Source organism: Fodinibacter luteus (genome assembly GCF_039541575.1).
Classification (GTDB): domain Bacteria; phylum Actinomycetota; class Actinomycetes; order Actinomycetales; family Dermatophilaceae; genus Fodinibacter; species Fodinibacter luteus.
In genome coordinates, this window is the sequence record NZ_BAABGM010000015.1 from 97,797 (window position 1) to 123,337 (window position 25,541).

A 25,541-nucleotide genomic window follows, 5' to 3' on the forward strand; every position below is an offset into this window, starting at 1 on the left:
CGGCGTCGGGCCGGGTGCGGGTTCTCGCGGGTCGTGGCTCAGGCCCTGGCGGTCTCGGCCTCGCCGTCGGCGGCCTCGGTGGCGTCGGTGACCTCGTCGGCGGCCGCCTCGGCGGCGTCGTCGGCGACCTCGGTGGCGTCGTCGGCGGTCTGGGCGACCTCGTCGGCAGCCGTCTCGGCGTCGGCGACGGCAACGTCACCCTCGCCCTCCTCGACCTCGACCGTCTCGACGCCCGGGGCCTGCGGCACGAGCGCGTCGAGGTCGACCTCGACACCGGCCGTGTCGGTGACCGTGGCTTGGTCGAGGACGGCGGCGAGGGCCTTGCGGCGCGCCACCTCCTGGACGATCGAGGGGATCTGGCCCTGCTGGTCGATGGCCTGGGCGAACTGGTTCGGGTCCATGCCGTACTGCTGGGCGCTCATGACGAGGTACTCGATGAGCTCGGGCTGCTCGACGCGGACCTCGAGCTTCTCGGCGACGGCGTCGAGGAGGAACTGGGCGCGCAGGGCGCGACGGGTGCTCTCCTCGACCTCGGCGCGGTGCTCGTCGTCGTCGAGGCGGTTCTCGCCCTCGAGGTGCTGGTGCACCTCGGCCTCGACGACGCCGTCGGGCACGGGGACGTCGACGATCTCGAGGAGGTGGTCGAGCAGCCGGTCGCGAGCCTGGATGCCCTGCTCGTAGCGCCTGGCCTGCTCGGCCTGCGTCGTGACGTCGGCGCGCAGCTCCTCGAGGGTGTCGAACTCGGAGGCGAGCTGGGCGAAGTCGTCGTCGAGGGCGGGCAGCTCGCGCACCTTGACCGACTGCACGGTGACGGTGCAGTCGGCGTCCTCGCCCTCGTGGTCGCCGCCGGCGAGCGGAGCCGTGAAGTCCTTGGACTCACCGGCCGCCATCCCGATGAGCGCCTCGTCCATGCCCGGGAGCATGTTCCCGCTGCCGACCTCGTACGAGACGCCGGTGACCGAGTCGATCTCCTCGTCGCCGATGACGGCCGACAGGTCGATGGAGACGAAGTCGCCGTCCTCGACCGCGCGCTCGACGCCGACGAGGGAGCCGAAGCGCTCGCGCAGCGCGGTGAGCCGCTCCTCGACGTCCTCGTCGGAGGCGGCGACCTCGTCGACCTCGACGGCGATGCCCTCGAGCTCGGGCAGCTCGACCTCGGGGCGCACGTCGGTCTCCACGGTGAACGTCAGGTCCTGCCCGTCCTCGAGGGGCACCGCGGTGACGTCGACCTCCGGCTGCCCGATGGCACGCAGGTTCTCGGCCTCGGCGGCCTCGGCGAAGAAGCGCGGGAGGGCCTCGTTGACGGCCTCCTGCACGACGGCACCCCGGCCGACGCGCTGGTCGATGATGCGGCTCGGGACCTTGCCCTTGCGGAAGCCCGGGATCTGCACCTGGGCACCGATGGTCCGGTACGCCTGGTCGAGCATCGGCTTGAGCTCCTCGAAGGGGACCTCCACGCTGAGCTTGACCCGGGTCGGGCTGATGGTCTCGACGGCACTCTTCACTTCAGGCACTCCACAACCATGGGGGAATCGGGGGGAACTGCGGGCGGATGCCGGGTGGCCGGCCGCGCGGACCGGCACCGTCCGGCGGCACGCGAGCGCGCGGCATCCGGGACCAGCACCAAGGGTCCATGCTAGCGGCCGGGGTGGAGGGCACCCAATCCGCCGCTCGGGCCCCGGATCCGCAGTCGCCGTCAGTCCGCGTCGGAGAAGACCTCGACCCTGCGCCGTTCCCCGGACACGATGATGAGGTCCCCGTCGTGGACGACCGAGTCGGGGGTCGCGTACGAGAAGTCCTGCCCCTCGCTCTTGATGCCGACGATCGTCACGCCCCACCGTCCCCGGACGCCCGCCTCGGCGAGGGTGCGGCCGAGGATGCTCTCGGGTGGGCGCATCTTGACGATGGCGTACCCGTCGTCGAACTCGATGTAGTCCTGCATCCGGCCGCGCACGAGGTGCGCCACCCGCTTGCCCATCGCGTGCTCGGGCCGCACGACGTGGGTCACGCCGACCTGGGAGAGGATCTCGCCCTGCGAGGCGGTGATCGCCTTGGCCCAGATGTCCTTGACGCCGAGCTTGGTCAGCACGAACGCGGTGAGGACGCTCGCCTCGAGGTTGTTGCCGATGCCGATGACCGCACGCGAGAAGTCGCCGACGGCGAGCTGCTCCATGGCCTGGAGGTCGGTGCCGTCCGCCTCGACGATGTGGGTCCAGCGGCCGGCGAGGTCCTGCACGCGCTTGGGGTCGCTGTCGATGGCGAGCACCTGGACGCCGTCGCGCTCGAGCTCGTCGGCGAGCGACTTCCCGAACCGGCCGATGCCGATGACGACGACTCCTCCGGCCTCCGCGATCTTCCTAGCCAATGAGGGGTGCTCCTTCCGGGAGGGTGTAGCGGCGGGTCCGCTGCCGGAGGGCGAGCGCCGACACGAGCGTGATCGGGCCGAGTCGGCCGAGGAACATGAGCACGACGAGCACGAGCTGGCCGGGTTCGCCCACCTGCGGGGTGATGCCCGTGGACAGGCCCACCGTCGCGAACGCCGACGTCGTCTCGAACATGACGTCGGGCAGCGGGAGGTCGGTCAGCTCGGTGAGGAGCATCGTGCCACCGACGACCGCGGCCACCCCGAGGAGCGCGACCGTCGTCGCCTGGCGGACCACGCGGTGGTCGATGCGCCGGTCGAAGGCGATGACGTCGCGGTCACCGCGCACCTCGGCGACGATGACGAAGAAGAGCACGATGAACGTCGTGACCTTGAGGCCGCCCGCGGTGCCGGCCGACCCGCCCCCGACGAACATGAGCAGGATCGTGCCCATGAGCGTCTCGTCGGTCACCTGGCCGTAGTCCCAGGCGTTGAAGCCGGCGGTGCGCGGCTGGACGGCGTGGAACCACCCCGCGAGCAGCTTGGCCAGGGGCGGCAGGCCGCCGACGGTGCCGTCGTTGCCCCACTCGGCGAGGGTGACGAACGCGGTGCCGCCGCCGAGCAGCGCCGCCGTCATCGACAGCGTGAGCCGGGTGTGCAGGCTCCAGCGCCGCACCGGGACGCGCCGGGCGAGCTCCATGAGCACCGGGAAGCCGAGGCCGCCGATGATGACGGCGACCGAGATGGGCAGGAGCACGAAGGCGTCGGTGAGGAAGCCCATGAGGTTGTCGCTGAACAGGGCGAACCCGGCGTTGTTGAACGAGGAGACCGCGTGGAACACCCCATGCCACGCGGCGGTGCCCCAGTCGTCGTCGTAGGCGGTGCGGAACCTCGCGGTGAGCAGCGCCGCCGTCACGGACTCGACGACCACCGTGACGACGAAGACGCCGCGCAGCACCCGGCGGACGTCGCCGAGCCCCACGCTGCGGGTCTCCGCCGCCGCGGTCAGCCGGGTGCGCAGCCCCATCCGGCGCGAGAGGAACAGGGCGATGAGGGAGGCCAGGGTCATGATCCCGAAGCCCCCGACCTGGATGAGCCCGAGGATGACGGCCTGGCCGAACGGGCTCCAGTACGTCGCCGTGTCGACGGTCGTCAGGCCGGTGACGCAGACGGCGCTCGTCGACGTGAACAGGGCCGTCACGACCGGGGCCGACCCCGCGCCGGCCCGCGAGGCAGGGAGCATGAGGAGGAGGGTGCCGATGAGGTCGGCGACGAGGAAGGCGGTGACGACGACCTGGGCCGGGTGGCGGAGGACCGGTCGGCGCACGCCGCGCCCGCGGCCCTGGGTGCGAAGGAGCACGGGGCCATCGTGACAGAGGCGGCCGTGCGGGGCGTGGCGTCCCGGGACGGCGTGGGTGCGGGCTGCCCGGTCGGCGGTGCGGCCCGGGCGGGCGGACGGCATCCGCTGTGGTGGCGCCTCGGCGCGTGTCGGCTGCCCGGTCGGCGATGTGGCAGAGGCGGGCGGACGGCATCCACGGCCGGGCGGACGGCATCCGCTGTGTGGTGCCTCGGCGCGTGCCTGCGGGGCCGTCGGATGCCGGGCGCCCGGGTGCCGGGTCACGCGTCGGCGTGGAGCGGGCGACGAGAATCGAACTCGCGTAGCCAGTTTGGAAGACTGGGGCTCTACCATTGAGCTACGCCCGCGCACCTCGTGAGCACTCACCCCGAGGGCACCGCTAGCCTAGTGGCCGCGCTCGCGGGATCCGAAATCCGTTCGTCGACCTCGTCGGCGTCGGATGCCGGTGCGGCGGGCGGCGGGGTATGGCGCAGGTTGGTAGCGCGTCCGCTTTGGGAGCGGAAGGCCGCCGGTTCAAATCCGGCTACCCCGACGGAGAACGCCCGCTGCGCTCCGCGCTGCGGGCCGTTCGCCGTCGTGGGAGCAGGATGCCGGGAGCGGGAGCCGGCACCGCGACGAAGGAGTGGGGGCGGCGACGGCGGCTCCGGCTACCCCGACGGAGAACCCTCTGCGGTGATGCAGGGAGCGCGGCATGTCGCGCTGTGTGCATCACCCGAGGAGGTTGTCCACAGGCTCGGAGCGGGGGTCCCCCTCGATCGACCACCCTCGGGGGATGCCCGCAGGCCCGCGCCGACGCCTTCCTCGTTGCGAGCGTGCCCGGGTCGCGGCCGAGGTCGCCCGTGAGCACGACGGCATCGCCCACCGCGCGGACCTGCGCCGCGCAGGCGTCACCCGGGCGGACGTCCGCACCGAGATCGCTGCCGGGCGCTGGCAGGGCGTCGGGACCCACACGGTGGTCATCGGCACGGGGCCGATGTCGGAGCGGGCCCGACGGTGGCAAGCGGTGTGGGAGTCGGGCCCGGGAGCAGTGCTCGACGGGGTCAGTGCGCTGCACGCCGCCGGGCTGACCGGCTTCACCCAGCGCCGCATCGACGTGACGGTGCCCCGGTGCAGCCGGAGCCGCCCCGTCGCCGGGGTCAGGGTCCGGCGGCGTCGGGAGGTGGGGCCGACGGCCGGAGCCGGCATCCCCAGGGCCCGACCCGAGATGGCGACGGTGCGAGCCGCTGAGTGGGCGGCGACGGATCGCGCGGCGGCGCTCATCGTCTGCCTCGTCGTGCAACAGCGCCTCGTCTCACCACTGCGGCTGCTCGCCGCCTGGCGCCGCGTGCGCTCCAGCCGGCGTCGCGTGTTCCTCGACGCCGTCTTCGCCGATGTCTGCGACGGTGCGCACTCGCTGGGTGAGCTCGACTTCGCGCGGCTGTGTCGAACCGTCGGCCTCCCGGCGCCCAGCCGGCAGCGGGTGCGCACCGAACCGGGTGGGCGCCTCTACCTCGACGTCGCGTGGGAGGACATCGGCCTCGTCGTGGAGGTCGACGGGGGCCACCACGCACTGGCGCTCAACCCCATCGATGACGCCCTGCGCCAGAACGAGGTCACGCTCGACGAGCGGATGGTGCTGCGCATCCCCGTGCTCGGGCTGCGCCTGGCGCCCGACGCCTTCCTCGCGCAGGTCGCCCGCGCCCACGCCGCGCTGACCGGGTCGGCTGCCGGGACCCGAGGCGTCCGGTGATGCACGGGCGCGCGACCTGGCGCGCGTGCTGCATGCCCGAGGCGTCCGGTGATGCACGGCGCGCGACCTGGCGCGCGAGCTGCATCACCGGAGGCCGCTACGGCCGGAGCGTGCAGGTCAGCTCGGTGACCGTGCGCCCGGCGCGCACCCCCTTGGCCTCGAACCCGTCGTCGGGCCGCCACGGCGGGCGCTCCCCCTCGACGACGTCCCACCGGCCGTGGTGCGCGAGCTGGCGACGGGCGTGCGCGGCGTACTCGGCGATGTCGGTCGCGACGAGCAGCACCCCACCCGGAACGAGGCGCGACGCGACGAGGTCGAGGGTGTGCTGCTGGACGAACCGGCGCTTGGCGTGCTTCTTCTTCGGCCACGGGTCCGGGAAGAACAGGTGCACCGCCGCGAGCGACGCCGGTGCGACCCGGTCCGTGAGGAAGGGCAGCGCGTCCCCCGGGTGGACCCACAGGTTGCGCACCCCCGCGTCCGCGGCGGCGGCGAGCATCCGGGCGACGCCGGGCACGTGCACCTCGAGCGCGACGAGGTCGGTCTCGGGATGGGCCCGGCAGTACGCGATGGCCGCCGCCCCGTGGCCCGAACCGATCTCGACGACGACCGGCCCGACCCGCCCGAAGGCCTCGACGGGCACGAGCGGCCCCTCGGGCAGCGAGCGCCCGGGCAGCAGGGTCGCCATCCGCTCGTCAGTGAGCGGGCTGTTGCGCCAGCGCGGCGTGAACGTGCGCACGCCCTCGCGGGGGGCGTGGTCGAGCCCCGGCCCGGCTCCCCCGGCGGCGGTCCCCTCGGACGGGGTCACAGGCGTCGGACGGCCAGTGCCGCCCGGTCGTCGTCCTCGCCCGACCGGGCCGACTCGCACACGTCGCGGGCCACGTTCGCGTCGCCGAGCACCGAGCGTGCCGCGATGCCGAGCATCCGGTCGATGCCGTCGACGAGGTCGCGCCCCCGCGCCTCGATGATGCCGTCGGAGTACAGCAGCAGCGCGTCGCCGCGGTCGAGCCGCCCGCTCTGCCGGGGGAAGGACGCCCCGGGGACGACCCCGAGCAGCGGGCCGCGGGCCCCGTCGAGGAGGTTCCAGCGGGCCCGCCCCGAGGTGTACAGGGCCGGGAAGGGGTGGCCGGCGTTGGCGATGGAGTATTCGCCCGTGCGCAGGTCGAGGTCGAGGTGCACGGCGGTCGCGAAGCCCTCCTCCCACCCCTGGCGCAGGAGGTAGTCGTTGGCGGCACGAAGGAAGTCGGCCGAGGGCACGGCCCCGAGCAGCCCACCGAGCGCACCGGACAGCAGGAGCGACCGGGTGCCCGCCCGGGTCCCCTTCCCGCTCACGTCGACGAGCACGATCTCGAGGCGGTACCCGGACGGGCTGAGGTGGGCGACGACGAAGTCCCCGGAGAAGTGCTCGCCGTGGGCCGACCGGATGCACGACCACGCCCCCCACCCGTCGGGGAGGTCGGGGAGCCGGCCGACGAGGGCGATCCGGTCGCGCAGCTCGGCGAACATCCGGTCGCTGCCGAAGCCGCGGGTGCCGATGAGGGAGCGGGACCTGGCGGCGAACACCATGAGGGCCATGACGGCGAGCAGGGAGAGCGCGAGCAGCGCGGAGCGGCTGTACGAGATGCCGGACACCGGCATCCAGAAGAGCACGGTGACGAAGCCGAGTCCGTAGACCCACAGGAGCGGCCCCGGGCGCAGCACGAGGCCGGCGACGACGACGACGGGGAAGAGCAGCGAGATGGGCACGTCGTCGGGCCACCGGACGACCGCGAGACCGAGGGTGAGGATGCCGACGAGGAAGAGGACGAGCAGGCCCCCCTCGCTGCCGAGCGGGGTCCGGTGTCCGCCCACGAGCCGGCGCGCGAGGAGGTCACCACGGCGGAGCTGCGGTCGTTGCAGCACCTCGTTCGGCATGGTCACCCCTTGGGGTCGGTAGGCGCGCACACCCTAGTGGGCGCGGTCACGGCACCGCCAGAGGCCGGGCCGTCGGGCGTCGCGAGGATGCCGGGTCGCAGGTCAGGCGGAGAGCGGCGGGAGGGTGCCCCCCTCGTCGTAGGCCTGCACCATGGCGATCCTGCGGGCGTGCCGCGGGTCACCGCTGAACGGGGTGCCGAGGAAGACGCGCACCATGGAGCGGGCCTGCTCGACGGTGGTCATCCGCGCCCCGACGGAGATGACCTGGGCGTCGTTGTGCTCGCGCGCCAACCGGGCCAGCTCGTCGTCGTAACAGAGCGCGGCGCGGATGCCGGTCACCTTGTTGGCGGCCATCTGCTCACCGTTGCCGGAGCCCCCGAGGACGATGCCGAAGGACCCGGGGTCGGCGGCGACGGCCTCCGCGGCGCGCAGCACGAAGACGGGGTAGTCGTCGACGGGGTCGTAGCCGTGCGGGCCGTGGTTCGTGACCTCGTGCCCCTCCCCCTCGAGGAACGACACGAGGTCGACGAGCAGGTCGTACGCCGCGTGGTCGCCGCCCACGTGCACCCGCACCGGTCAGCCCTCCACGTCGAAGATCGGCCCGCGGGTGCGGGTGCGCTTGAGCTCGTAGAAGCCCTCGGTGCCGGCGACGAGGACGCAGCCGTCCCAGAGCCGCCCGGCCGCCTCGCCCTTGGGCGCCGGGGTGACGACCGGCCCGAAGAAGGCGACGTCGTCGACGGCGACGACGGGCGTGCCCACCTCGTCGCCGACGAGCTCCATGGCCCGCTCGTGGCTGGCGCGCAGCGCGTCGTCGTGGGCCTCGCTCGTGGCGGCCTCGGCCAGGTCGGCCGGGAGGCCGACGTCGGCGAGCGCACCCGCGATGACGGCGTCGACGTCGCGCTCGCCGCGGTGGTGGATGCGCTCACCCATCGCGTCGTAGAGCGGCTTGACGACCTCGTCGCCGTGCGCCTCGCGGGCCGCGACGACGACCCGCACCGGGCCCCAGGCCCGGTCGAGGAAGTCGCGGTAGTCGGCGTCGAGGTCACGCCCCTCGTTGAGGACGGCCAGGCTCATGACCGACCAGGTGACGTTGACCCCGCGGACCTTCTCGACCTCGGTCATCCAGCGCGACGACATCCAGGCCCAGGGGCACATCGGGTCGAACCAGAACTCGGCGCCGGGGCCGGCGGACGTGTCGGCGGCGGGGGTCAGGGGGGTGGGATCAGTGGAGACGGACACCGCCCCATCCTCTCATCCACAGGGGAAGCGCCCGTCCGCGCCCGTCCACAGAGAGGCTGGTGCGCGGGCTCCCGTGACAGGATGGGCCACGCCAAGCGGGGCCGACCGGCATCCGCAGCGCACCCCCCGCACCGCCACGCAAGGAGACCCCGTGCCCGGCACGAACCTCACCCGTGAGGAGGCCGCCGCCCGCGCGGCGCTCGTCACCGTCGACAGCCACGACGTCGAGCTCGACGTCACGACCGGCCCGGAGACCTTCTCGACCCGCAGCACCATCCGCTTCTGGTGCAGCGACCCGGCATCCGAGACGTTCCTCGACTTCGTCGGCGACGGCGTGCAGGGGATCTCCGTCAACGGCACCGAGCTCGACCCGGCCGAGCACTACGCCGACAGCCGGGTGCGCCTCACCGGCCTCGCCGCCGAGAACGTCGTCGTCGTCACGGCCACCGGGCGCTACACGAACACGGGTGAGGGGCTGCACCGGTTCGTCGACCCCGTCGACGACGAGGTCTACCTCTACAGCCAGTTCGAGGTGCCGGACAGCCGCCGGATGTACCCCGTCTTCGAGCAGCCCGACCTCAAGGCGTCGTTCACCTTCACGGTCACCGCCCCGGCCCACTGGCAGGTCGTCTCGAACTCCCCCACCCCCGATCCCGAGCCGGCCGGCGACGGCACCGCGACGTGGCGCTTCGCCCCCACGCCGCGGATCTCGAGCTACATCACCGCCCTCGTCGCCGGCCCCTACGACGTCGTGCGCGACACCCTGACGAGCCGTCGCGGTGAGGTGCCCCTCGGCATCTTCTGCCGCCGCTCGCTCACGCCCTACCTCGACGCGGACAACCTCTTCGACCTCACGAAGCGGGGCTTCGCGTTCTTCGAGGAGGAGTTCGACTGCGCCTACCCGTTCGAGAAGTACGACCAGGTGTTCACGCCGGAGTACAACATGGGCGCGATGGAGAACGCCGGCTGCGTCACCCTCAACGAGATGTACGTCTTCCGCTCCAAGGTCACCGAGGCCCTCGTCGAGCGGCGTGCCCTCACCGTGCTCCACGAGCTGGCCCACATGTGGTTCGGCAACCTCGTCACGATGCGCTGGTGGAACGACCTGTGGCTCAACGAGTCGTTCGCGGAGTGGGCGTCCACGACCTGCCAGGCCGAGGCGACCCGCTGGGCCGACGCCTGGACGACCTTCGGCACCCACGAGAAGGACTGGGCCTACCGCCAGGACCAGCTCTCCTCGACGCACCCGATCGTCGCCGAGATCCGCGACCTGCAGGACGTCGAGGTCAACTTCGACGGCATCACCTACGCCAAGGGCGCGTCCGTCCTCAAGCAACTCGTCGCCCACGTCGGCCGGGAGCCGTTCCGCGACGGGCTGCGCGCCTACTTCGCCAAGCACGCCTGGGGCAACACGACGCTCGACGACCTGCTCGTCGAGCTCGAGGCGACCTCGGGGCGCGACCTGCGCACGTGGTCCGAGCTCTGGCTCGAGACCGCCGGGGTGAGCACGCTGCGCCCCCTCGTCGAGGTCGACGACCGCGGCCGCGTCTGCGCCGCCGTCATCGAGCAGACCTGCGCCCCCGGGTTCGAGACGTTGCGCCCGCACACCCTCGCCATCGGCACGTACGCCGTCCGCGACGGGGCCCTGCACCGCACCGCCCGCCTCGAGCTCGACGTCGACGGCGCCCGCACCGAGGTGCCCGAGCTCGTCGGTCGTGACCAGCCCGACCTGCTCCTCGTCAACGACGAGGACCTCGCCTACGCCAAGATCCGTCTCGACGAGCGCTCGCTCGCCACCGCGCTCGCCCACCCCCGCGGCTTCACCTCCTCGCTGCCGCGCTCGCTCGTGCTCGCGTCGCTGTGGGACATGACCCGCGACGCGGAGATGGGCGCCCGCCGGTTCGTCGACGTCGTCCTCGAGACGCTGCCCGGTGAGAGCGACTCCACCCTGCTGCGCACCCTCATCGCCCAGCTGCAGACGGCCGTGCTCTCGTACACCGCTCCCGAGCACCGCGAGGCCACCCGGGCCGCGACCCGCGACCGCCTGTGGGAGGTCGCCCGGGCCGCGCAGCCCGGCAGCGACGCCCAGCTCCAGCTCGTCGCCGCGGCCGCGGCCCTGACGACGGCGGGCGACGACCCGGCATCCGCCCGGGCCCTGCTCGACGGCACCGAGGTGCTCGAGGGCCTGGCCGTCGACTTCGAGATGCGGTGGACCCTGCTCACCGCGCTCGCCGCGGCGGGCGCCGCCGACGCCGACGAGATCGACGCCGAGCGGGCCCGTGAGGACACCGCCACTGGTCGGGAGCGTGCAGCCCGGGCCCGCGCCGCACGGCCCATCCCCGAGGCCAAGGAGGAGGCGTGGGCCGCGGCCGTCGAGGGCACCGGCCTGCCGAACGCCGTCGTCGACGCCCTCGCCGCCGGCTTCGCCCGGCCCGGCACGCCCGCCGAGCTGCTGCGACCCTTCGTCGAGCGGTACCACGCGATGCTCGACAGCGTCGAGGGGCGCGGTTCGCACGCCATCGTCGAGTCGGTCGTCATGGGGTTCTACCCGCGCCCGCTCGCCGACCGCGCGCTGCACGACGCGACCCAGGCCTGGCTCGACGCCCGCGCCGACGCGCCCCCCGCCCTGCGCCGACTCGTCGTCGAGAACCGCGACCCGGTCGCGCGGGCGCTCGCGGCGCAGGAGCGCGATGCCCGTGACTGACATTTCCGCCACCCCCCTGCTGCCCGTGCCCGACCTCCGGCTCGTCGCCGTCACCTGGGAGCAGACCCAGCGCTGGCTCACGACCGTGGGGCTGCGCATCCTGCTCACCCTCGTGCTCGCCGTCGTCGCCGTGTGGTTCCTCCGCCGGCTCATCAACCGCGTCGTCGCGACGATGACCTCGAAGTCCGCGCGCCGCCTCGCCGAGTCGGGGCGGGCCGGCAAGGTCCTCGCGACCGCGACCGGGATGGCCGGCGAGCGCCAGCGCCAACGGGTCGAGACCGTCGGCTCGTTGCTGCGCAGCATCGTCACCTTCGTCGTCGTGACGCTCGCGACACTCACCATCATGGCGCTGCTCGGCATCCCGCTCGGCCCGCTGCTCGCGTCGGCCGGGGTCGCCGGCGTCGCGCTCGGTTTCGGCGCCCAGAGCCTCGTCAAGGACTTCCTCGCCGGCATCTTCATGATCATGGAGGACCAGTACGGAGTAGGCGACGTCGTCGACACCGGCGAGGCGATCGGCACGGTCGAGGAGGTCACCCTGCGGATCACCCGGCTGCGCGACGCCAGCGGGGTCACCTGGTACGTCCGCAACGGCGAGATCATCCGGATCGGCAACCGGTCCCAGGGCTACTCGACGGCCATCGTCGACATGCCCGTGTCGTACGCCGAGAACGTCGACCGCGTCGTCGGCATCATCCGCGATGTCGCCGACGGCCTCGGCCAGTCCCCCGAGTGGTCCGACCGGCTCGTCGAGCCCCCGCAGGTCCTCGGCGTCGAGTCGATCGTCGGCATGACGATGACCATCCGCACCGTGGCCCAGTGCGCCCCCGGCGAGCACTTCGCGGTGCAGCGCGAGCTGCGCGAACGGATGAAGACCGCCCTCGACGCCGCGGGCGTCAAGGCCCCGCCCGTCGGCCAGCTGGGCGGGCCGGTCGGAGGCCCCCCGTGACCCTCTACGACAAGGTCGGTGGCGCACCGACGTTCGAGCGACTCGTGCACGCCTTCTACGAGGGGGTGGCGGCCGACGCCGAGCTGCGGGCGCTCTACCCCGAGGAGGACCTCGCGCCCGCCGAGCGGCGGCTGCGGATGTTCCTCACCCAGTACTTCGGTGGCCCCACGACGTACAGCCAGGAGCGCGGTCACCCTCGCCTGCGGATGCGGCACGCGCCCTACCCGGTGACCCTCGACATGCGCGACCGGTGGATGCGGCACATGCTCGCCGCGCTCGACACCCTCGACCTGCCCGAGGCCCAGGCCGAGCAGATGCGCGACTACTTCCTGCGGGCCGCGCACATGCTCGTCAACACCCCCGGTGCCACCCCGCCGCCGCCCTCCCTCGAGCGCTGACGTGCCGGGCCGCGCATTTCGTGACATGACACGGTGTACGGAAGCATGGTGCCGGTGAGCGAACCGACCCTCGAGAACGTGACCGCCCCCGGCGAGGTCGTCCACCCGGCCGACTCCCCCGAGGCACCGTGGTGGCGCGACGCCGTCATCTACCAGGTGTACCCGCGCTCGTGGGCCGACGCCGACGGCGACGGCATCGGCGACCTGCCCGGCATCACGGCACGGCTGCCGTACCTGCGTGACCTCGGCGTGGATGCCGTGTGGCTCAGCCCGTTCTACGTCTCGCCGATGAACGACGCCGGCTACGACGTCGCCGACTACCGCGACGTCGACCCGCGCTTCGGCACCCTCGCCGACGCCGACACGATGATCGCCACCGCGCACGACCTCGGCCTCAAGGTCCTCGTCGACCTCGTGCCCAACCACACGAGCAGCGAGCACGCGTGGTTCCGGGCCGCCCTCGCGGCCGGCCCCGGCAGCCTCGAGCGCGACCGGTACGTCTTCCGCGAGGGCCGCGGTCCGGGCGGCGACGAGCCGCCGAACAACTGGCCCTCGGTCTTCGGCGGCCGCGGGTGGACGCGGGTCACCGAGCCCGACGGCACGCCCGGGCAGTGGTACCTCCACATCTTCGACGTCACCCAGCCGGACCTGAACTGGCAGCACCCCGAGGTGCGCGAGGAGTTCCACGACATCCTGCGGTTCTGGTGCGACCGCGGCGTCGACGGCTTCCGGGTCGACGTCGCGCACGGCCTCGTCAAGCGCGAGGGACTGCCCGACTGGCACGGCCCCGTCGGCCTCTACGACGAGGTCGACGCCGACACGGGCCCGACCGGGGTGGGGCGCGACGCGGAGGCGATCCGGTCCACCGACGGCCAGGTGCTCGACCACACCGCCACCGGCGCCGCCCCGATGTGGGACCAGGACGGCGTCCACGAGATCTACCGCGGCTGGCGTGAGGTGCTCGACTCCTACGGCTCGCCGGACCGCATCCTGTGCGCGGAGGCCTGGGTGACACCCGAGTCGCGCCTGGCCCGCTACGTGCGGCCCGGCGAGATGCACCAGGCCTTCAACTTCGACTTCCTCGACGCCCACTGGGCCGCCACCGCGCTCACGACCGTCATCGAGTCGTCGTTGCGCTCCAACGACGCCGTCGGCGCGCCCACGACGTGGGTGCTGTCCAACCACGACGTCGTGCGCCACGCGTCGCGCCTCGGCCTGGACCAGAGCCGTCCGCGGCCCAACGGCATCCGGGCCGGTGACCCGCAGCCGGATGCCGAGCTCGGCCTGCGCCGGGCGCGCGCGGCGACCGCGCTCATGCTCGCGCTCCCCGGGGGCGCGTACGTCTACCAGGGCGAGGAGCTCGGGCTCCCCGAGCACACGACGATGCCCGACGAGTACCGCCAGGACCCGACGTTCCACCGCACCCACGGCGCCGTGACCGGCCGCGACGGCTGCCGGGTCCCGATGCCGTGGGTCAGGGACGCGCCGAGCCTCGGGTTCGGCCCGGGGTCCGACCCGTGGCTGCCGCAACCCGACGCGTACGCCGGTCTCGCGGTCGACCAGCAGGTCGGCGTCGAGGGCTCGACGCTCGAGCTCTACCGCGCCCTGCTCGAGTACCGCCGCAAGCACCGCTTCGGGCACGGGAGCCTGGAGTGGGACGCCCTCACGTCGTCGACCGTCGTCGCCTTCCGCAACACCTCGGGCGACGGCGAGCGCACCCTGCTCGTCGTCACCAACCTCGGCGACGCCCCGGTGGCGCTCCCGGCCGGTGACGTCCTCATCAGCTCGGCCCCGCTCGACGACGACGGCTCGCTCCCCGGCGACACGACCGCCTGGGTCCGCCTGCCGCGGGAGTGACGTGCGCGCCACCGACTTCACCTACCTCGACCACCCCACCCCGCTCGCCCTGGCCCACCGGGGCGGTGCGGGGTACGCCCCGAACATCGGGTTCGAGAACACGATCGCGGCCTTCCGCCGGGCCGTCGCGATGGGCTACCGCTACCTCGAGACCGACGTGCACGCGACGAGCGACGGGCACCTCGTCGCGTTCCACGACCGCGTGCTCGACCGCGTGTCGGATGCCGAGGGAGCCATCGCGGCGCTGCCCTACGACGCGGTGAGCGAGGCCCGGATCGGCGGCAGCGAGCCGATCCCGCTGCTCGCCGAGCTCTTCGAGGAGTTCCCAGAGGTGCGCGTCAACATCGACATCAAGTCCGACGCCGCGCTCGCGCCCACCGTCCGGGAGGTGCAGCGGCACGGGGCGAGCGAGCGGGTGTGCATCGGCTCGTTCTCGGAGCGCCGGCTGCGGGCGGCCCGCGCCGCCCTCGGACCGAGGGTCGCGACCGCCGCGGGCCAGGTCGGCACCGCCTTCCTGCGGTTCACCCCGGCGCTCGTGAGCCGGATGTTCCACACCCCGGCGCCGGTGCTCCAGATCCCCGCGACCCATCCCGTGGCCGGTCGCACGGTCACCCTCGTCACCCCCGGGCTGGTGCGGCGCGCACACGGGCTGGGCAAGCACGTCCACGTGTGGTTCCACGCCTGGTCGCGCGAGGACGCCGAGGAGATGCACCGGCTCCTCGACCTCGGGGTCGACGGGATCGTCACCGACCACATCGACGTGCTGCGCGACGTCCTCGCGGAGCGGGGCCACCCGCTCGTCCCGGCGGGGTGAGGCGCCCGACGACAGGTCGGCACGACGTGGTGCCCAGCGCGGTGAGGCGCGCGACGACAGGTCGGCACGACGTGGTGCCCGGCACTACCGTGGAGCGGGTGGACGACGCGTCCTCACCCCGTGCCCCCGGCCCCCTCGGCCGCGGCTACCTCGAGGTCACCCTGTCGGTCCTGGCCCTCGTGACCATCGTCGCGTTCGAGTCGATGGCGGTCTCGACGGCGATGCCGACCGTCGCCCGCGAGCTCGACGCCGTGCGCTCCTACGGCTTCGCGTTCTCGGTCATGCTCACCGCGCAGCTGCTCGGCATCGTCCTCGCCGGGGTGTGGTCCGACCGCTCCGGCCCCCTCGTCGGGGCGGTGACCGGGCAGGCGCTGCTCGCCACGGGGTCGGCCGTCTGCGGGTTCGCGTCGACGCTTCCGGTGTTCCTCGCCGGGCGGGCGCTCACCGGCCTCGGCGGCGGGCTGCTCGTCGTCATGCTCTACGTCATCGCGGGACGCTTCTACCCCGAGTCGATCCGACCGCGGCTGTTCACGTACGTGTCGGCCGCGTGGGTCCTGCCGTCGCTGCTCGGCGCACCCGTCTCGGCGTGGCTGACGACCCACCTGTCGTGGCGGTGGGTGTTCTGGGGGGTCGTGCCACCGGTGCTCGTCACGATGGCGGCCCTGGCCCACGCGCGCCGGCGGGTCGACGCGGCGAGCCTCAGCGTCGCCGTGTCTGGCCGCGACCACGCGGCGCACGTCAGGGCGGCCTGGGCCGGGGTCGGCATCGCCCTCGCCGCGGGGGCGGTGCAGGTCGGCACGCACGAGCTCGTCCTCGACCTGTCCCCGAGGACCGGGCTGGCCCTCGCCGGCCTCGTCGGGGTCGTCCTCGTCGCGCCGCTCCTCGTGCCGCGCGGCACGTGGCGGATGGCGCGTGGGCTGCCGAGCGTCATGCTGTCGCGGGCCCTGCTCACGGGGGCCTTCTACGCCGGCGTCACCTACGTGCCCCTCTTCCTCGTCGGTCAGCGCGGGCTGAGCCTGCAGACCGCCGGGCTCTCCCTCGCCGTCGGTGCCGTCGGCTGGGCGGCGGGGGCCTGGTACCAGGGGCACGACACCCTCCACCTGCCCCGGTACCGCCTCGTCGAGATCGGGGGCGCGCTGCTCGCCGCCGGGTTCGCCGTCGTCGCCGTGGTCGCGGGGTTCGGCCTCCCGTGGTGGCTCGTCCCGCTCGCCCTCGTGCTCACCGGGGTGGCGATGGGCCTGGGCGTCACGACGACGACGGTGCTGTCGCTCGAGCTGAGCCCGGTCGAGGAGCACGGGGAGGCGTCGTCGTCGCTCCAGCTCGCCGACGTCCTCGGCAGCGTCCTCGGGATCGCCGCGGCGACGGCCCTGTTCGCCGCCCGCCACGTGCCCGGCCGTGACGACGCCCTGTTCGCCGCGATCTTCCTCGGGCTCGCCGCCGGGGCCGCCGTCGTCGTGCCGGCGGGTCAGCGCATCAGGACGTGACCCCCGGCCGCGGTGAGCCGGGTCCACCGGTTGGAGCGGAACACCCGCACGTCCTCCCCCGGCGCGAGGAAACCCAGGGCGTACGCCGCGAAGGCCCCGCCGGCCCGCACGGCCACCTCGCCACCCGGCATCCCGCCCGGTGCGGCGGCGAGCAGGTCGGGGTGGGGGCCGGCCGCCTCGAGCACGTCACGGGCCCAGACCCGGTCGCGCACGAACCCGGCGGCGGCACCCCGCTCGCGCACGGCATCCGAGACCTCCGCCAGCCCGTCGCGGGCGACGGCGGCGAGGAGGTCACCGGGGAGGGTCCCGGCGGGTTCCCACGGCCCGCGCGGTGGGGTGAGCGCGGACCAGGGCGCGAGCGCCCGGGTCGGCGGCAGCGGCAGATCGGTACCGAGGACGTCGCGGGCCGTCCGGTCGGTGACGGCCCCGAGTGGCACGACGACGTCGACCTCGGCGGCCTCGGCGAGCGTGAAGGTGCGCAGGCCGAGCACGGTGCCCTCGGCGAGGATGCCGGTGCCGGGCAGCACGCCGACCCACGCCGCGAGCACCCCGCCGTCCGCCTGGAGGCGCATCGCACCCTCGTCGTCGACGGCGCGGGCCCGGGCCGCGAACCGGCCGAGGTCCGCGAGGGACTGCGGGTCGGCGAGCCGCAGGACCTCGCTCACCGGTTCGCCCAGCGGAAGCGCACCGGCTCCCCTCGGTGCGCGGAGAGCTGCTCGCGGGCCTCGGCGGTGAGCCGCCGCGGGCGGGCCGTCGCGAAGTCGTAGAGGACCAGCCCGGTCTCGGCGACGGCGTACACGTGCTCGCCCACGCCCTCGGGGTCGCGCACGGTGTACCCGAGGTCGAAGCCGGCGCCGTGCACGTGCGTGACCCACATGTCGACCTCGACGGGCTCCGGGCGGTACGTCAGCGGGGCGCGGTACTCGATGGCGTGCCGCGACACGACGATGCCCTCGTCGAGCAGCGTGGGCCGGTCGGGGAACCAGACGCGGAAGCCGATGACGCGGGCGTCCTCGAGGAGCCGGAGGTACTGGACGTTGTTGACGTGGCCGTAGGCGTCCATGTCGGACCAACGCAACGGCACCTCGACGCGGTAGGGCTGGGGCACGGCGGCGTCTGGCATGTGGACCATCCTCTCAGCCCCTCGCCGCCCCGGGCGCTCGGCGCTTGCGTCCGGCACCCCGGGGGTCAGGGGCCCCAACCTGCCGGACGTCCCCGGACCCCCCCACGCGGACGTCCGGCACCCTGGGGGTCAGGGACCCCGACCTGCCGGACGTCGCGCTGCGGGCGGACGTCGCGCTGCGGGGCGTCGGCCGCGCTGCGGGGGGCGTCGGACGGGCGGGCCTACGCTGGGCCGATGCCGCTGCTCGCCTCGACGACGACCCGCCTGGACCACCTGCTCGCCACGGCGCAGCGCGACGGACGCCTGCCGTCCGTCGCCGCCGGGCTCGTGCGCGGCGGCGAGCTCGTGTGGAGCGGAGCGGTCGGCACCGTCGACGGGCGGGCGGGTGGGCGTCCTGCGGACGCCGACACGCAGTACCGGATGGGGTCCATCACGAAGACGTTCGTCGCGGTGTGCGTGCTGCGCCTGCGCGACGCGGGGCGGCTCGACCTCACCGACCGGTTCGGCGCGCACGTGCCCGGCTCCGCGCTCGACGACGTCACCCTCGAGCAGCTGCTCACGCACGCCGGCGGGGTGCAGGCCGAGACCGGCGGCCCGTGGTGGGAGCGGAGCCCCGGCGGGGACTGGGAGGCGCTCGTCGCCGGGCCGGTCGGCCAGCGCTTCCGGGGCGGCCGGCGCTTCCACTACTCCAACGTCGGGTACGCCGCGCTCGGCCGCCTGCTCGAGGTGCACCACGGCCGCGGGTGGGCGGACGTCGTGCGTGACGAGCTGCTCGAGCCCCTCGCGATGAGCCGCACCACGACGCGGCCGGCCGGCGCGGCCGCCCACGGGCTGGCGGTGCACCCCTTCGCCGACGTGCTCCTCCCCGAGCCGGAGCACGACGCCGGGGCCATGGCGCCCGCCGGGCAGCTGTGGACCACCGTCGAGGACCTCGCCCGGTGGGCGGCCTTCCTCGGGGGTGCGACCCAGGGGCTGCTGTCGGAGCAGACCCTCGCCGAGATGCTCGAGCCGCACCACGTCGTCGACGACCCCGGCCAGCCCTGGACGGGAGCGCACGGCCTGGGCTGGCAGGTGTGGAACGTCGCCGGGGCCCGGTACGCCGGTCACGGCGGGTCGATGCCCGGCTTCCTCGCGGCCCTGAGGGTGCGGCTGGATGCCGGCGTGCCGGCGGGCGGGGCGGCGGCGGGCCTGCGGCCCTCGGGAGGCGACGGCACGGCATCCGGCTCGCTCGGGGCGGCCGGCGGGGCGGCCGGCGACGGTGTCGTGCTCCTGACGAACACGACGTCGAGCCCCGCCACCCGGACCCTCGCCTCGGACCTGCTCGCGACCCTCGCGGCGCACGAGCCGGCGCCGGTCCAGCCGTGGTCGGCGGGCGGGGATGCCGGCCTGCTCGAGCTCGTCGGGACGTGGCACTGGGGACCGGCCGTCGAGGTGGCCACGGTCGTCGGTGAGCACCTCGTCCTCGGCGAGCCCGGCGCCGGCCGCGGGTCACGCTTCCGGCGGGTGGGGGGCGACGTCTGGGAGGGTCTCGACGGCTACCACGCGGGCGAGCCGCTGCGAGTGGTCCGGCGGCGCGACGGGTCCGTGTCGCACCTCGACCTCGCCTCGTTCCGCTTCACCCGCACCCCCTACGACCCGACGGCGGACGTCCCGGGCGGGGTGGACGAGGCCGGCTGGGCCTGAGCGGTCGACGACCGGGGGCGGGTCGGCCGCGACCGGGCGAGCAGCACGAGGCGCACGACCCCGAGCACCGCCGCGAGCACCGCGACGGTCGCCAGGAGCCGCAGGTCGGGTGACTGGAGGACGACGCGCACCGGTGTGTCGACGAGCGCCGGGACGACGACGAGGAAGGCCATCACCGCCGCGACGTCGACGAGCCCCGCGAGCAGGACCACCACGCGGTCGACCCGGCGCCACCGCCCACCTCCCGAGCGCCGACGCACCGCGCGCAGCGCGACCAGCCCGAGACCGACCTGCACGACGACGAGCAGCGCCAGGGCCTGCTTGCCCCAGCGGTACAGGGGGTCGGGCGGGGGCTCGCGCTCGGCGAGGGGCACACCGAGGAGCAGCCGCTGGACGTTGTACGCGACCCGGACGAGCTGGCCCTCGTCGGTGGTGTCGTTGGCGTTCGCCAGGACGACGAAGCCGAGGTCGTCCTCGGGCACCATCCACATCATCGACCGGTAGGCCAGGGACGCGCCGTCGTGGGCGAGCACCTCTCGCTGCAGCAGCGGGTCGTCCGCCGCGGGGTCGGCGGGGAGGACGACGAGCCCGCCGCCGTAGCCGCTCCCGGAGCCGGTGTCCGCGCCCGTGTGCAGCCACTCCCACGAGGCCGCGGTGAACGCGGGCGCCTCGCCGAGGTGGGCCGCGAGGAGCAGCCCGAGGTCGCGGGCGCTCGAGAACATCCGGAACGACCCGACCATCCCGTCGGGCATGCGCGGTCGCTCCGGCCGGTACCCGAGCGCGAGCCACCGGTAGTGACCGAGGGCGAGCCCGGCCTCCTGCGCGACGCCCGGGTCGGTGGTCGAGGCGGTCATCCCGAGCGGCCCGAACACCTCGGCACCGAGGAACTCCTCGTAGTCGCGCCCGGACACCCGCTCGACGAGCAGGGCGAGGACGTCGTACCCCGCGTTCGTGTACGCGAACGCCGACGGCCGCAGCTCGTCCGCGAGCCGCTCGACGTTGCCCTCCAGGGTCGACCCGGTGCCGCCCGAGAACGAGTCGAGCCCGTCCCGGGTCGTCGGACCCGCCCGGTGGCTCAGCAGGTCGGTCACGGTCACGGTGTCCCCGCCGGGAGCCAGCTCGGGCAGGTAGGTCGTCACGGGCAGGTCGGGGTCGACCGCACCGTCCTCGACGAGGCGGGCCACCGCGAGCGCGGTCACCGACTTCGACAGCGACGCGATGAGGAACGGCGTCGTCGGCGTCACCGGTGTGCCGACGTCGTCCGCGGTGCCGAGGCCCACCTCGAGCACGGGCTCGCCCCCGGAGACGAGGACGGCGGCCATCCCCGGGACGCCGAGCGCCACCCGCTCCTCCTCGAGGTACGCCTCGACCGCGGCGAGGCGCTGCTCGTCGACGACGGGGCCCGGGGCGCGGATGGGCGCGGTGCCGGGCGCGGTCGCGACGGGCCCGGCATCCGCGACGATCCCGGCATCCACCGCGGTCCCGCCATCCACCGCGGCCCCGGTACCCGCGGCAGGGCCGGCACCCGCTGCGGGGCCGAGGGCGAGCAACAGCACGACGAGGGGCAGACCGGCAATGGTCCGGGCTCGCGGCACGAGCCCCGACGCGGCTGCGGGCGCGGCGACCATCGGCCCTCCCTCCTGCCCCGGGGCCTTCCAGCGTCGGGGGTGGCGCTCGATGGTGTCAACGGTGGGGCCCTGTGGACGACGCGCAGGCGCTGTCGGCCACCCGGCATACGGTGGTCGCACCATGACGAACCCGACGGATGCCGCCCTCGCACCTCCCGCGCCCTCCTCCCCCGCGCCCGCGCCCTCCTCCCCCGCGCTTGCGCCCTCCTCCCCCGCGCCCGCGCCCTCCTCCCCCGCGCCCGAGCTCACCGACCGAGCCCGCGAGGCCCTGCGACGGCTCGTCGGGCACCCGGACGCCGACTTCCGCGACGGCCAGCTCGAGGCGGTCTCGGCCCTCGTCGCCGACCGGTCACGGGTGCTCGTCGTGCAGCGCACCGGCTGGGGCAAGTCGGCCGTCTACTTCGTCTCGACGGCACTGCGGCGCGCCGAGGGCGCCGGCCCCACGGTCATCATCAGCCCGCTCCTCGCCCTCATGCGCGACCAGATCGCGGCCGCGGCCCGGGCCGGCATCCGCGCGGTGTCGATGAACTCGGCGAACGCCCAGGACTGGGACGAGGTCCGGGCCGCCCTCGCCGACGACGCCGTCGACGTGCTCCTCGTCAGCCCCGAGCGGCTCAACAACCCGCGCTTCCGCGACGAGCAGCTCCCCGACCTCGCCCGGCGCTGCGGCCTGCTCGTCGTCGACGAGGCCCACTGCGTCAGCGACTGGGGGCACGACTTCCGTCCCGACTACCGACGCATCCGCGACCTCCTCGCCGGGCTGCCGGCCGACACCCCCGTGCTCGCGACGACGGCCACGGCCAACGCGCGCGTCGTCACCGACGTCGTCGAGCAGCTCGAGGTCGGCGGGCGCCCCGTGCTCACGGTGCGCGGCGGGCTGGCCCGCGACTCGCTGCGCCTCGGCGTGCTGCGCTCGATGTCGCCCGAGCAGCGCCTCGGCTGGCTCGTCGCCCACCTCGACGAGCTGCCGGGCAGCGGCATCGTCTACACCCTCACCGTGTCGGCCGCCGAGGACGTCGCGGCAGCGCTGTCGGATGCCGGGCTGCCCGTCGCGTCGTACACCGGCCGCACCGACCCCGCCGACCGCGAGCGCCTCGAGGACGCCCTGCGCCGCAACGAGGTCAAGGCCCTCGTCGCGACCTCGGCCCTCGGCATGGGCTTCGACAAGCCCGACCTCGGCTTCGTCGTGCACCTCGGCGCACCGAGCTCGCCCGTCGCCTACTACCAGCAGGTCGGGCGCGCCGGGCGGGCCACCGACCGGGCCGACGTCCTGCTCATGCCCGGCCCGGAGGACCGCGACATCTGGTCGTACTTCGCGTCGGTGTCGATGCCGCGCGAGGAGCAGGCCGAGGCGGTGCTGCGCACCCTCGCCGAGGCCGGCCGCCCCCTGTCGACGGCCGCGCTCGAGACCGCCGTCGACGTGCGACGTACCCGGCTCGAGCTGCTCCTCAAGGTGCTCGACGTCGACGGCGCGGTGCAGCGGGTGTCCGGTGGCTGGGTCGCCACCGGGGTGCCGTGGGTCTACGACGCCGAGCGCTACGAGCGGGTGGCCGCCGCCCGGCGCCACGAGCAGCAGCTCATGGTCGACTACGAGCGCACGGACGCCTGCCGGATGGCGTTCCTGCAGGAGACCCTCGACGACGACACCGCCGTGCCCTGCGGTCGCTGCGACGGCTGCGCCGGACCGTGGTACCCCACGCAGGTGCCCGACCGGGTCGTCGGGGCCGCTCGCGAGCGCCTCGCCCGGGCGGGCGTCGACCTCGACCCGCGGGTGCAGTGGCCCACGGGGATGGACCGGCTCGGGGTTCCCGTCAAGGGCCGGATCCCGGTCGAGGAGTCGATCCTCGCGGGCCGGGCCCTGGCCCGGCTGTCCGACCTCGCGTGGGGCCAGCGGCTGCGCGAGCTGCTGCGCGAGGACACCCCGGCGGGCCCCGAGCTGCTGCGTGCCTGCGTGCCGGTGCTCGCCGAGTGGGGCTGGGCCGAGCGCCCCGTCGGCGTCGTCGCCGTGCCGTCCCGCGCGCACCCCGCCCTCGTGCGCTCCCTCGCGGCCGGCCTCGCCGAGATCGGGCGACTGCCCCTGCTCGGCGGCCTCGACCTCACCCACGGCGGCCCGACCGGGGAGGCCGGGGGCAACAGCGCGTTCCGGCTCGCCGGCGTCTGGGAGCGTCTCGTCGTCGGCCCCGAGCTCGCGAGGGCCCTCGTCGGCCTTCGTGGCCCGGTGCTGCTCGTCGACGACCTCGTCTCGTCGCGGTGGACCCTCACCGTGGCCGGGCGCGCCCTACGCCTGGCCGGGGCGCCCGGGGTGCTGCCGTTCGCGCTCGCGGTCGACGGCTGAGGGCCGGGCCGCCGCAGGGGTGCCCCGGCACCGGACGTCGCCGGCGAGCGGGCCGTCGGCTCGCGGTCGACGGCTGAGGGCCGGGCCGCCGCAGGGGTGCCCCGGCACCGGACGTCGCCGGCGAGCGGGCCGTCCACTGCGGCGGCTGCGCGCCCGCTCTGATCCGTGCGCCACACGTCCACCACGGGGGCACGTCCCGGGGTGACGATGAGGGTGGAGGCGACGATGTCCGGCAGCCGTGTGGTTGGGCCCGCCGTCGCGGCCCTCCTCGTGGGGCTCGCGGCCTGTGGCCCGTCGACGCCCGGCGCCGCCCCGAGCCCGACCCCCACCCCGCGGCCGAATGCCACGTCGACGGCATCCACGACGATCCCGACGGTCCCGCCGAGCACGACGACGCCGCCGCCGGGCACGGCATCCCCGTCGCCGACGACCCGACCCACGACACCGGCGACACCGGTGGCCCCCACCCGGCCGGCTCCGACCCGGCCGGCACCGACCCGGCCGGTCGCGCCCCCTGTCCCGGCGACCGACCCGGCCTGCACCGTCGCGGGGCGCCACCTCGGGGAGGACGTCGAGGTCGTCCGGACGAGCCGGCGGGTCGTGGCGCTCACCTTCGACGGCGGCGCGAGCGACGCGGCGGTGGCCCCGATCCTCGCGACCCTGGCCCGCGAAGGGGTGCCTGCCACCTTCTTCCTCACCGGTGACTTCGCCCGCGACCACCGCGCCGCCGCCCGGGCGATCGCCGCGGCCCACCCCGTCGGCAACCACACCGAGAACCACCCCGACCTCACGACGCTGCGGTCGACGGCCGTCGTCGACGAGGTCCGCGACGGCGCCGCGACGATCCGCTCGGTCACGGGCCGCACGACGGCGCCGTGGTTCCGCTTCCCGTTCGGGGCGCGCGACGACCGCACGATCCGGCTCGTCAACGAGGAGTGCTACGTCGCTGTGCGATGGAGCGTCGACAGCCTGGGCTGGAAGGGCACGAGCGGCGGGATGACGAGCGCGAGGGTGCGCGACCGGGTGCTCGGCGCCGCCCGCCCCGGGCTCATCGTGCTCATGCACGTCGGTGCCAACCCCGACGACGGCACGACCCTCGACGCCGACGCGCTCCCCGCGGTCATCGACGGGCTCCGGGAGGCCGGCTACTCGTTCGTCAGCCTGCCGCAGGTCCTGTGACCTCGGCCGCGACCGGCCCCGCCGCCTCGGCGGGCTCGCGTGGCACCCGGGGCGACCGGGGCGCCGGCCGCTCGACGCGGACCGTGAGCATCGGCAGGAAGAGCTGGACCACCGGCCCGATGAGCAGGGCGTAGAGCACCGTCCCGACCCCCACGATGCCGCCGAGCAGGAAGCCGACGACGACGACGGTGACCTCGAGCGAGGTGCGGACGAGGCGGATCGAGCGGCCGGTGCGCCGGGCGAGCCCGGTCATGAGCCCGTCGCGCGCCCCTGGTCCGAGCTGGCTTCCGATGTACATGGCGCCCGCGACACCGTTGCCGACGATCGCGACGAGCATGACGAGCACCCGCCAGCCCAGGCCCTCGACGGGCGGCACGAGGGCGAGGGTCGCGTCGATCGCGAGGCCGATGACGACGGCGTTGAGCACCGTGCCCAGACCCGGCCACTGCCGCAGCGGGATCCACAGCAGCAGGACCGCGAAGGAGACGACGATGCTCATCACGCCGTAGGACAGGGGGATGTGCTGGATGAGGCCGTAGTGCAGCACCCCCCACGGCTCGAGCCCGAGGTCGGCGCGCAGCAGTAGTGCCATCGAGACGCCGAAGAGCACGAGCCCGGCGAGCAGCTGGGTCACCCGGTGCGCGAGCCGACCCGCGCGCAGCTGCTCGACGGGGTTCATCGGCACGAGCTCGACACGGCGCTGCACACCGCGGCGGAGCAGCTTGATGGGGGTCATGGGCACCATCCTGCCCCGGAAGTGGCCTTCACTTCGATGGCCAATCCTGCAATAGT

21 protein-coding genes and 2 tRNA genes are annotated in these 25,541 nt (G+C 74.5%); 11 read left to right on the plus strand and 12 right to left on the minus strand.

What is annotated here, in order from left to right; genetic code table 11:
* Positions 1-38 precede the first annotated feature (38 nt).
* From tig to ABD899_RS12345, 4 genes are all read right to left on the minus strand, one after another.
* Positions 39-1,505, minus strand: coding sequence for a trigger factor (gene tig / locus ABD899_RS12330; RefSeq protein WP_345206813.1), 1,467 nt, complete (start codon positions 1,503-1,505; stop codon positions 39-41).
* Positions 1,506-1,696: 191 nt separating this feature from the next.
* A complete protein-coding gene (locus ABD899_RS12335; RefSeq protein WP_345206363.1) occupies positions 1,697-2,365 on the minus strand; it encodes a potassium channel family protein in 669 nt (222 codons plus the stop codon).
* On the minus strand, positions 2,358-3,722 hold the full coding sequence (locus ABD899_RS12340; protein ID WP_345206366.1) for a TrkH family potassium uptake protein: 1,365 nt from the start codon (positions 3,720-3,722) through the stop codon (positions 2,358-2,360). Before ABD899_RS12340 ends, ABD899_RS12335 begins: the two co-directional genes overlap by 8 nt.
* Positions 3,723-3,992: 270 nt before the next feature.
* Positions 3,993-4,066: transfer RNA gene (locus ABD899_RS12345), tRNA-Gly, on the minus strand.
* 111 nt (positions 4,067-4,177) lie between these two features.
* Here ABD899_RS12345 and ABD899_RS12350 point away from each other — a divergent pair.
* Positions 4,178-4,251, plus strand: a tRNA-Pro gene (locus tag ABD899_RS12350).
* A gap of 240 nt (positions 4,252-4,491) precedes the next feature.
* Positions 4,492-5,448: a hypothetical protein gene (locus ABD899_RS12355; protein ID WP_345206369.1), complete on the plus strand. Its 957-nt coding sequence runs from the start codon at positions 4,492-4,494 to the stop codon at positions 5,446-5,448.
* A gap of 97 nt (positions 5,449-5,545) precedes the next feature.
* Here the strand turns inward: ABD899_RS12355 and trmB are convergent, their stop codons facing one another.
* From trmB to ABD899_RS12375, 4 genes are all read right to left on the minus strand, one after another.
* The gene (gene trmB / locus ABD899_RS12360; protein WP_345206371.1) at positions 5,546-6,253 is read right to left on the minus strand and encodes a tRNA (guanine(46)-N(7))-methyltransferase TrmB; all 708 of its coding nucleotides are present in this window, start codon (positions 6,251-6,253) and stop codon (positions 5,546-5,548) included.
* Positions 6,250-7,359, minus strand: coding sequence for a PP2C family protein-serine/threonine phosphatase (locus ABD899_RS12365; protein ID WP_345206374.1), 1,110 nt, complete (start codon positions 7,357-7,359; stop codon positions 6,250-6,252). The genes trmB and ABD899_RS12365 overlap by 4 nt, the downstream gene beginning before the upstream one ends.
* Before the next feature lie 102 nt (positions 7,360-7,461).
* A complete protein-coding gene (locus tag ABD899_RS12370; RefSeq protein ID WP_345206377.1) occupies positions 7,462-7,932 on the minus strand; it encodes a ribose-5-phosphate isomerase in 471 nt (156 codons plus the stop codon).
* A gap of 3 nt (positions 7,933-7,935) precedes the next feature.
* Positions 7,936-8,571 carry a mycothiol-dependent nitroreductase Rv2466c family protein gene (locus tag ABD899_RS12375; protein ID WP_345206815.1) on the minus strand — a complete coding sequence of 212 codons (636 nt, stop codon included), beginning with the start codon at positions 8,569-8,571 and terminating at the stop codon, positions 7,936-7,938.
* Between the two features lie 178 nt (positions 8,572-8,749).
* Between ABD899_RS12375 and pepN the strand changes: the two genes are divergently transcribed.
* The 6 genes from pepN (at position 8,750) to ABD899_RS12405 (ending at position 16,801) form a co-directional block, all read left to right on the plus strand.
* The gene (pepN, locus tag ABD899_RS12380; protein ID WP_345206380.1) at positions 8,750-11,302 is read left to right on the plus strand and encodes an aminopeptidase N; all 2,553 of its coding nucleotides are present in this window, start codon (positions 8,750-8,752) and stop codon (positions 11,300-11,302) included.
* Positions 11,295-12,248, plus strand: coding sequence for a mechanosensitive ion channel family protein (locus ABD899_RS12385; RefSeq protein WP_345206382.1), 954 nt, complete (start codon positions 11,295-11,297; stop codon positions 12,246-12,248). Before pepN ends, ABD899_RS12385 begins: the two co-directional genes overlap by 8 nt.
* On the plus strand, positions 12,245-12,646 hold the full coding sequence (locus ABD899_RS12390) for a globin (protein ID WP_345206385.1): 402 nt from the start codon (positions 12,245-12,247) through the stop codon (positions 12,644-12,646). The genes ABD899_RS12385 and ABD899_RS12390 overlap by 4 nt, the downstream gene beginning before the upstream one ends.
* Before the next feature lie 45 nt (positions 12,647-12,691).
* Positions 12,692-14,503, plus strand: a complete 1,812-nt coding sequence (locus ABD899_RS12395; protein ID WP_425474967.1) for a glycoside hydrolase family 13 protein — start codon at positions 12,692-12,694, stop codon at positions 14,501-14,503.
* Between the two features lies 1 nt (position 14,504).
* Positions 14,505-15,317: a glycerophosphodiester phosphodiesterase family protein gene (locus tag ABD899_RS12400; protein WP_345206388.1), complete on the plus strand. Its 813-nt coding sequence runs from the start codon at positions 14,505-14,507 to the stop codon at positions 15,315-15,317.
* 98 nt (positions 15,318-15,415) lie between these two features.
* On the plus strand, positions 15,416-16,801 hold the full coding sequence (locus ABD899_RS12405; protein ID WP_345206390.1) for an MFS transporter: 1,386 nt from the start codon (positions 15,416-15,418) through the stop codon (positions 16,799-16,801).
* Here the strand turns inward: ABD899_RS12405 and ABD899_RS12410 are convergent.
* Together ABD899_RS12410 and ABD899_RS12415 are read right to left on the minus strand one after the other, a co-directional pair.
* On the minus strand, positions 16,783-17,466 hold the full coding sequence (locus tag ABD899_RS12410; protein WP_345206392.1) for a DUF8010 domain-containing protein: 684 nt from the start codon (positions 17,464-17,466) through the stop codon (positions 16,783-16,785). The genes ABD899_RS12405 and ABD899_RS12410 overlap by 19 nt on opposite strands.
* Positions 17,463-17,924 carry an acyl-CoA thioesterase gene (locus tag ABD899_RS12415; protein WP_345206395.1) on the minus strand — a complete coding sequence of 154 codons (462 nt, stop codon included), beginning with the start codon at positions 17,922-17,924 and terminating at the stop codon, positions 17,463-17,465. Before ABD899_RS12415 ends, ABD899_RS12410 begins: the two co-directional genes overlap by 4 nt.
* Before the next feature lie 234 nt (positions 17,925-18,158).
* Between ABD899_RS12415 and ABD899_RS12420 the strand changes: the two genes are divergently transcribed.
* Positions 18,159-19,607, plus strand: coding sequence for a serine hydrolase domain-containing protein (locus tag ABD899_RS12420; protein ID WP_345206397.1), 1,449 nt, complete (start codon positions 18,159-18,161; stop codon positions 19,605-19,607).
* On the opposite strand, the gene ABD899_RS12425 is transcribed toward ABD899_RS12420, so the two are convergent.
* Positions 19,553-21,235: a serine hydrolase domain-containing protein gene (locus tag ABD899_RS12425; RefSeq protein WP_345206399.1), complete on the minus strand. Its 1,683-nt coding sequence runs from the start codon at positions 21,233-21,235 to the stop codon at positions 19,553-19,555. The genes ABD899_RS12420 and ABD899_RS12425 overlap by 55 nt on opposite strands.
* Before the next feature lie 121 nt (positions 21,236-21,356).
* On the opposite strand from ABD899_RS12425, the gene ABD899_RS12430 reads away from it, so the two are divergent.
* Positions 21,357-23,570: a RecQ family ATP-dependent DNA helicase gene (locus ABD899_RS12430; RefSeq protein WP_345206402.1), complete on the plus strand. Its 2,214-nt coding sequence runs from the start codon at positions 21,357-21,359 to the stop codon at positions 23,568-23,570.
* A 225-nt stretch (positions 23,571-23,795) separates the two neighbouring features.
* On the plus strand, positions 23,796-24,749 hold the full coding sequence (locus ABD899_RS12435) for a polysaccharide deacetylase family protein (RefSeq protein WP_345206404.1): 954 nt from the start codon (positions 23,796-23,798) through the stop codon (positions 24,747-24,749).
* Here ABD899_RS12435 and yczE read toward each other — a convergent pair.
* Positions 24,727-25,485, minus strand: a complete 759-nt coding sequence (gene yczE, locus ABD899_RS12440) for a membrane protein YczE (RefSeq protein ID WP_345206407.1) — start codon at positions 25,483-25,485, stop codon at positions 24,727-24,729. The genes ABD899_RS12435 and yczE overlap by 23 nt on opposite strands.
* Between the last annotated feature and the right edge of the window lie 56 nt (positions 25,486-25,541).

Coding starts and splice junctions, on each gene's coding strand:
- ABD899_RS12355 (WP_345206369.1), top strand. CDS start 4,492: ATGCCCGCAGGCCCGCGCCGACGCCTTCCTCGTTGCGAGCGTGCCCGG.
- ABD899_RS12365 (WP_345206374.1), bottom strand. CDS start 7,359: ATGCCGAACGAGGTGCTGCAACGACCGCAGCTCCGCCGTGGTGACCTC.
- ABD899_RS12395 (WP_425474967.1), top strand. CDS start 12,692: ATGGTGCCGGTGAGCGAACCGACCCTCGAGAACGTGACCGCCCCCGGC.
- ABD899_RS12415 (WP_345206395.1), bottom strand. CDS start 17,924: ATGCCAGACGCCGCCGTGCCCCAGCCCTACCGCGTCGAGGTGCCGTTG.
- ABD899_RS12420 (WP_345206397.1), top strand. CDS start 18,159: ATGCCGCTGCTCGCCTCGACGACGACCCGCCTGGACCACCTGCTCGCC.
- ABD899_RS12425 (WP_345206399.1), bottom strand. CDS start 21,235: ATGGTCGCCGCGCCCGCAGCCGCGTCGGGGCTCGTGCCGCGAGCCCGG.
- ABD899_RS12430 (WP_345206402.1), top strand. CDS start 21,357: ATGACGAACCCGACGGATGCCGCCCTCGCACCTCCCGCGCCCTCCTCC.
- ABD899_RS12435 (WP_345206404.1), top strand. CDS start 23,796: ATGTCCGGCAGCCGTGTGGTTGGGCCCGCCGTCGCGGCCCTCCTCGTG.
- yczE (WP_345206407.1), bottom strand. CDS start 25,485: ATGACCCCCATCAAGCTGCTCCGCCGCGGTGTGCAGCGCCGTGTCGAG.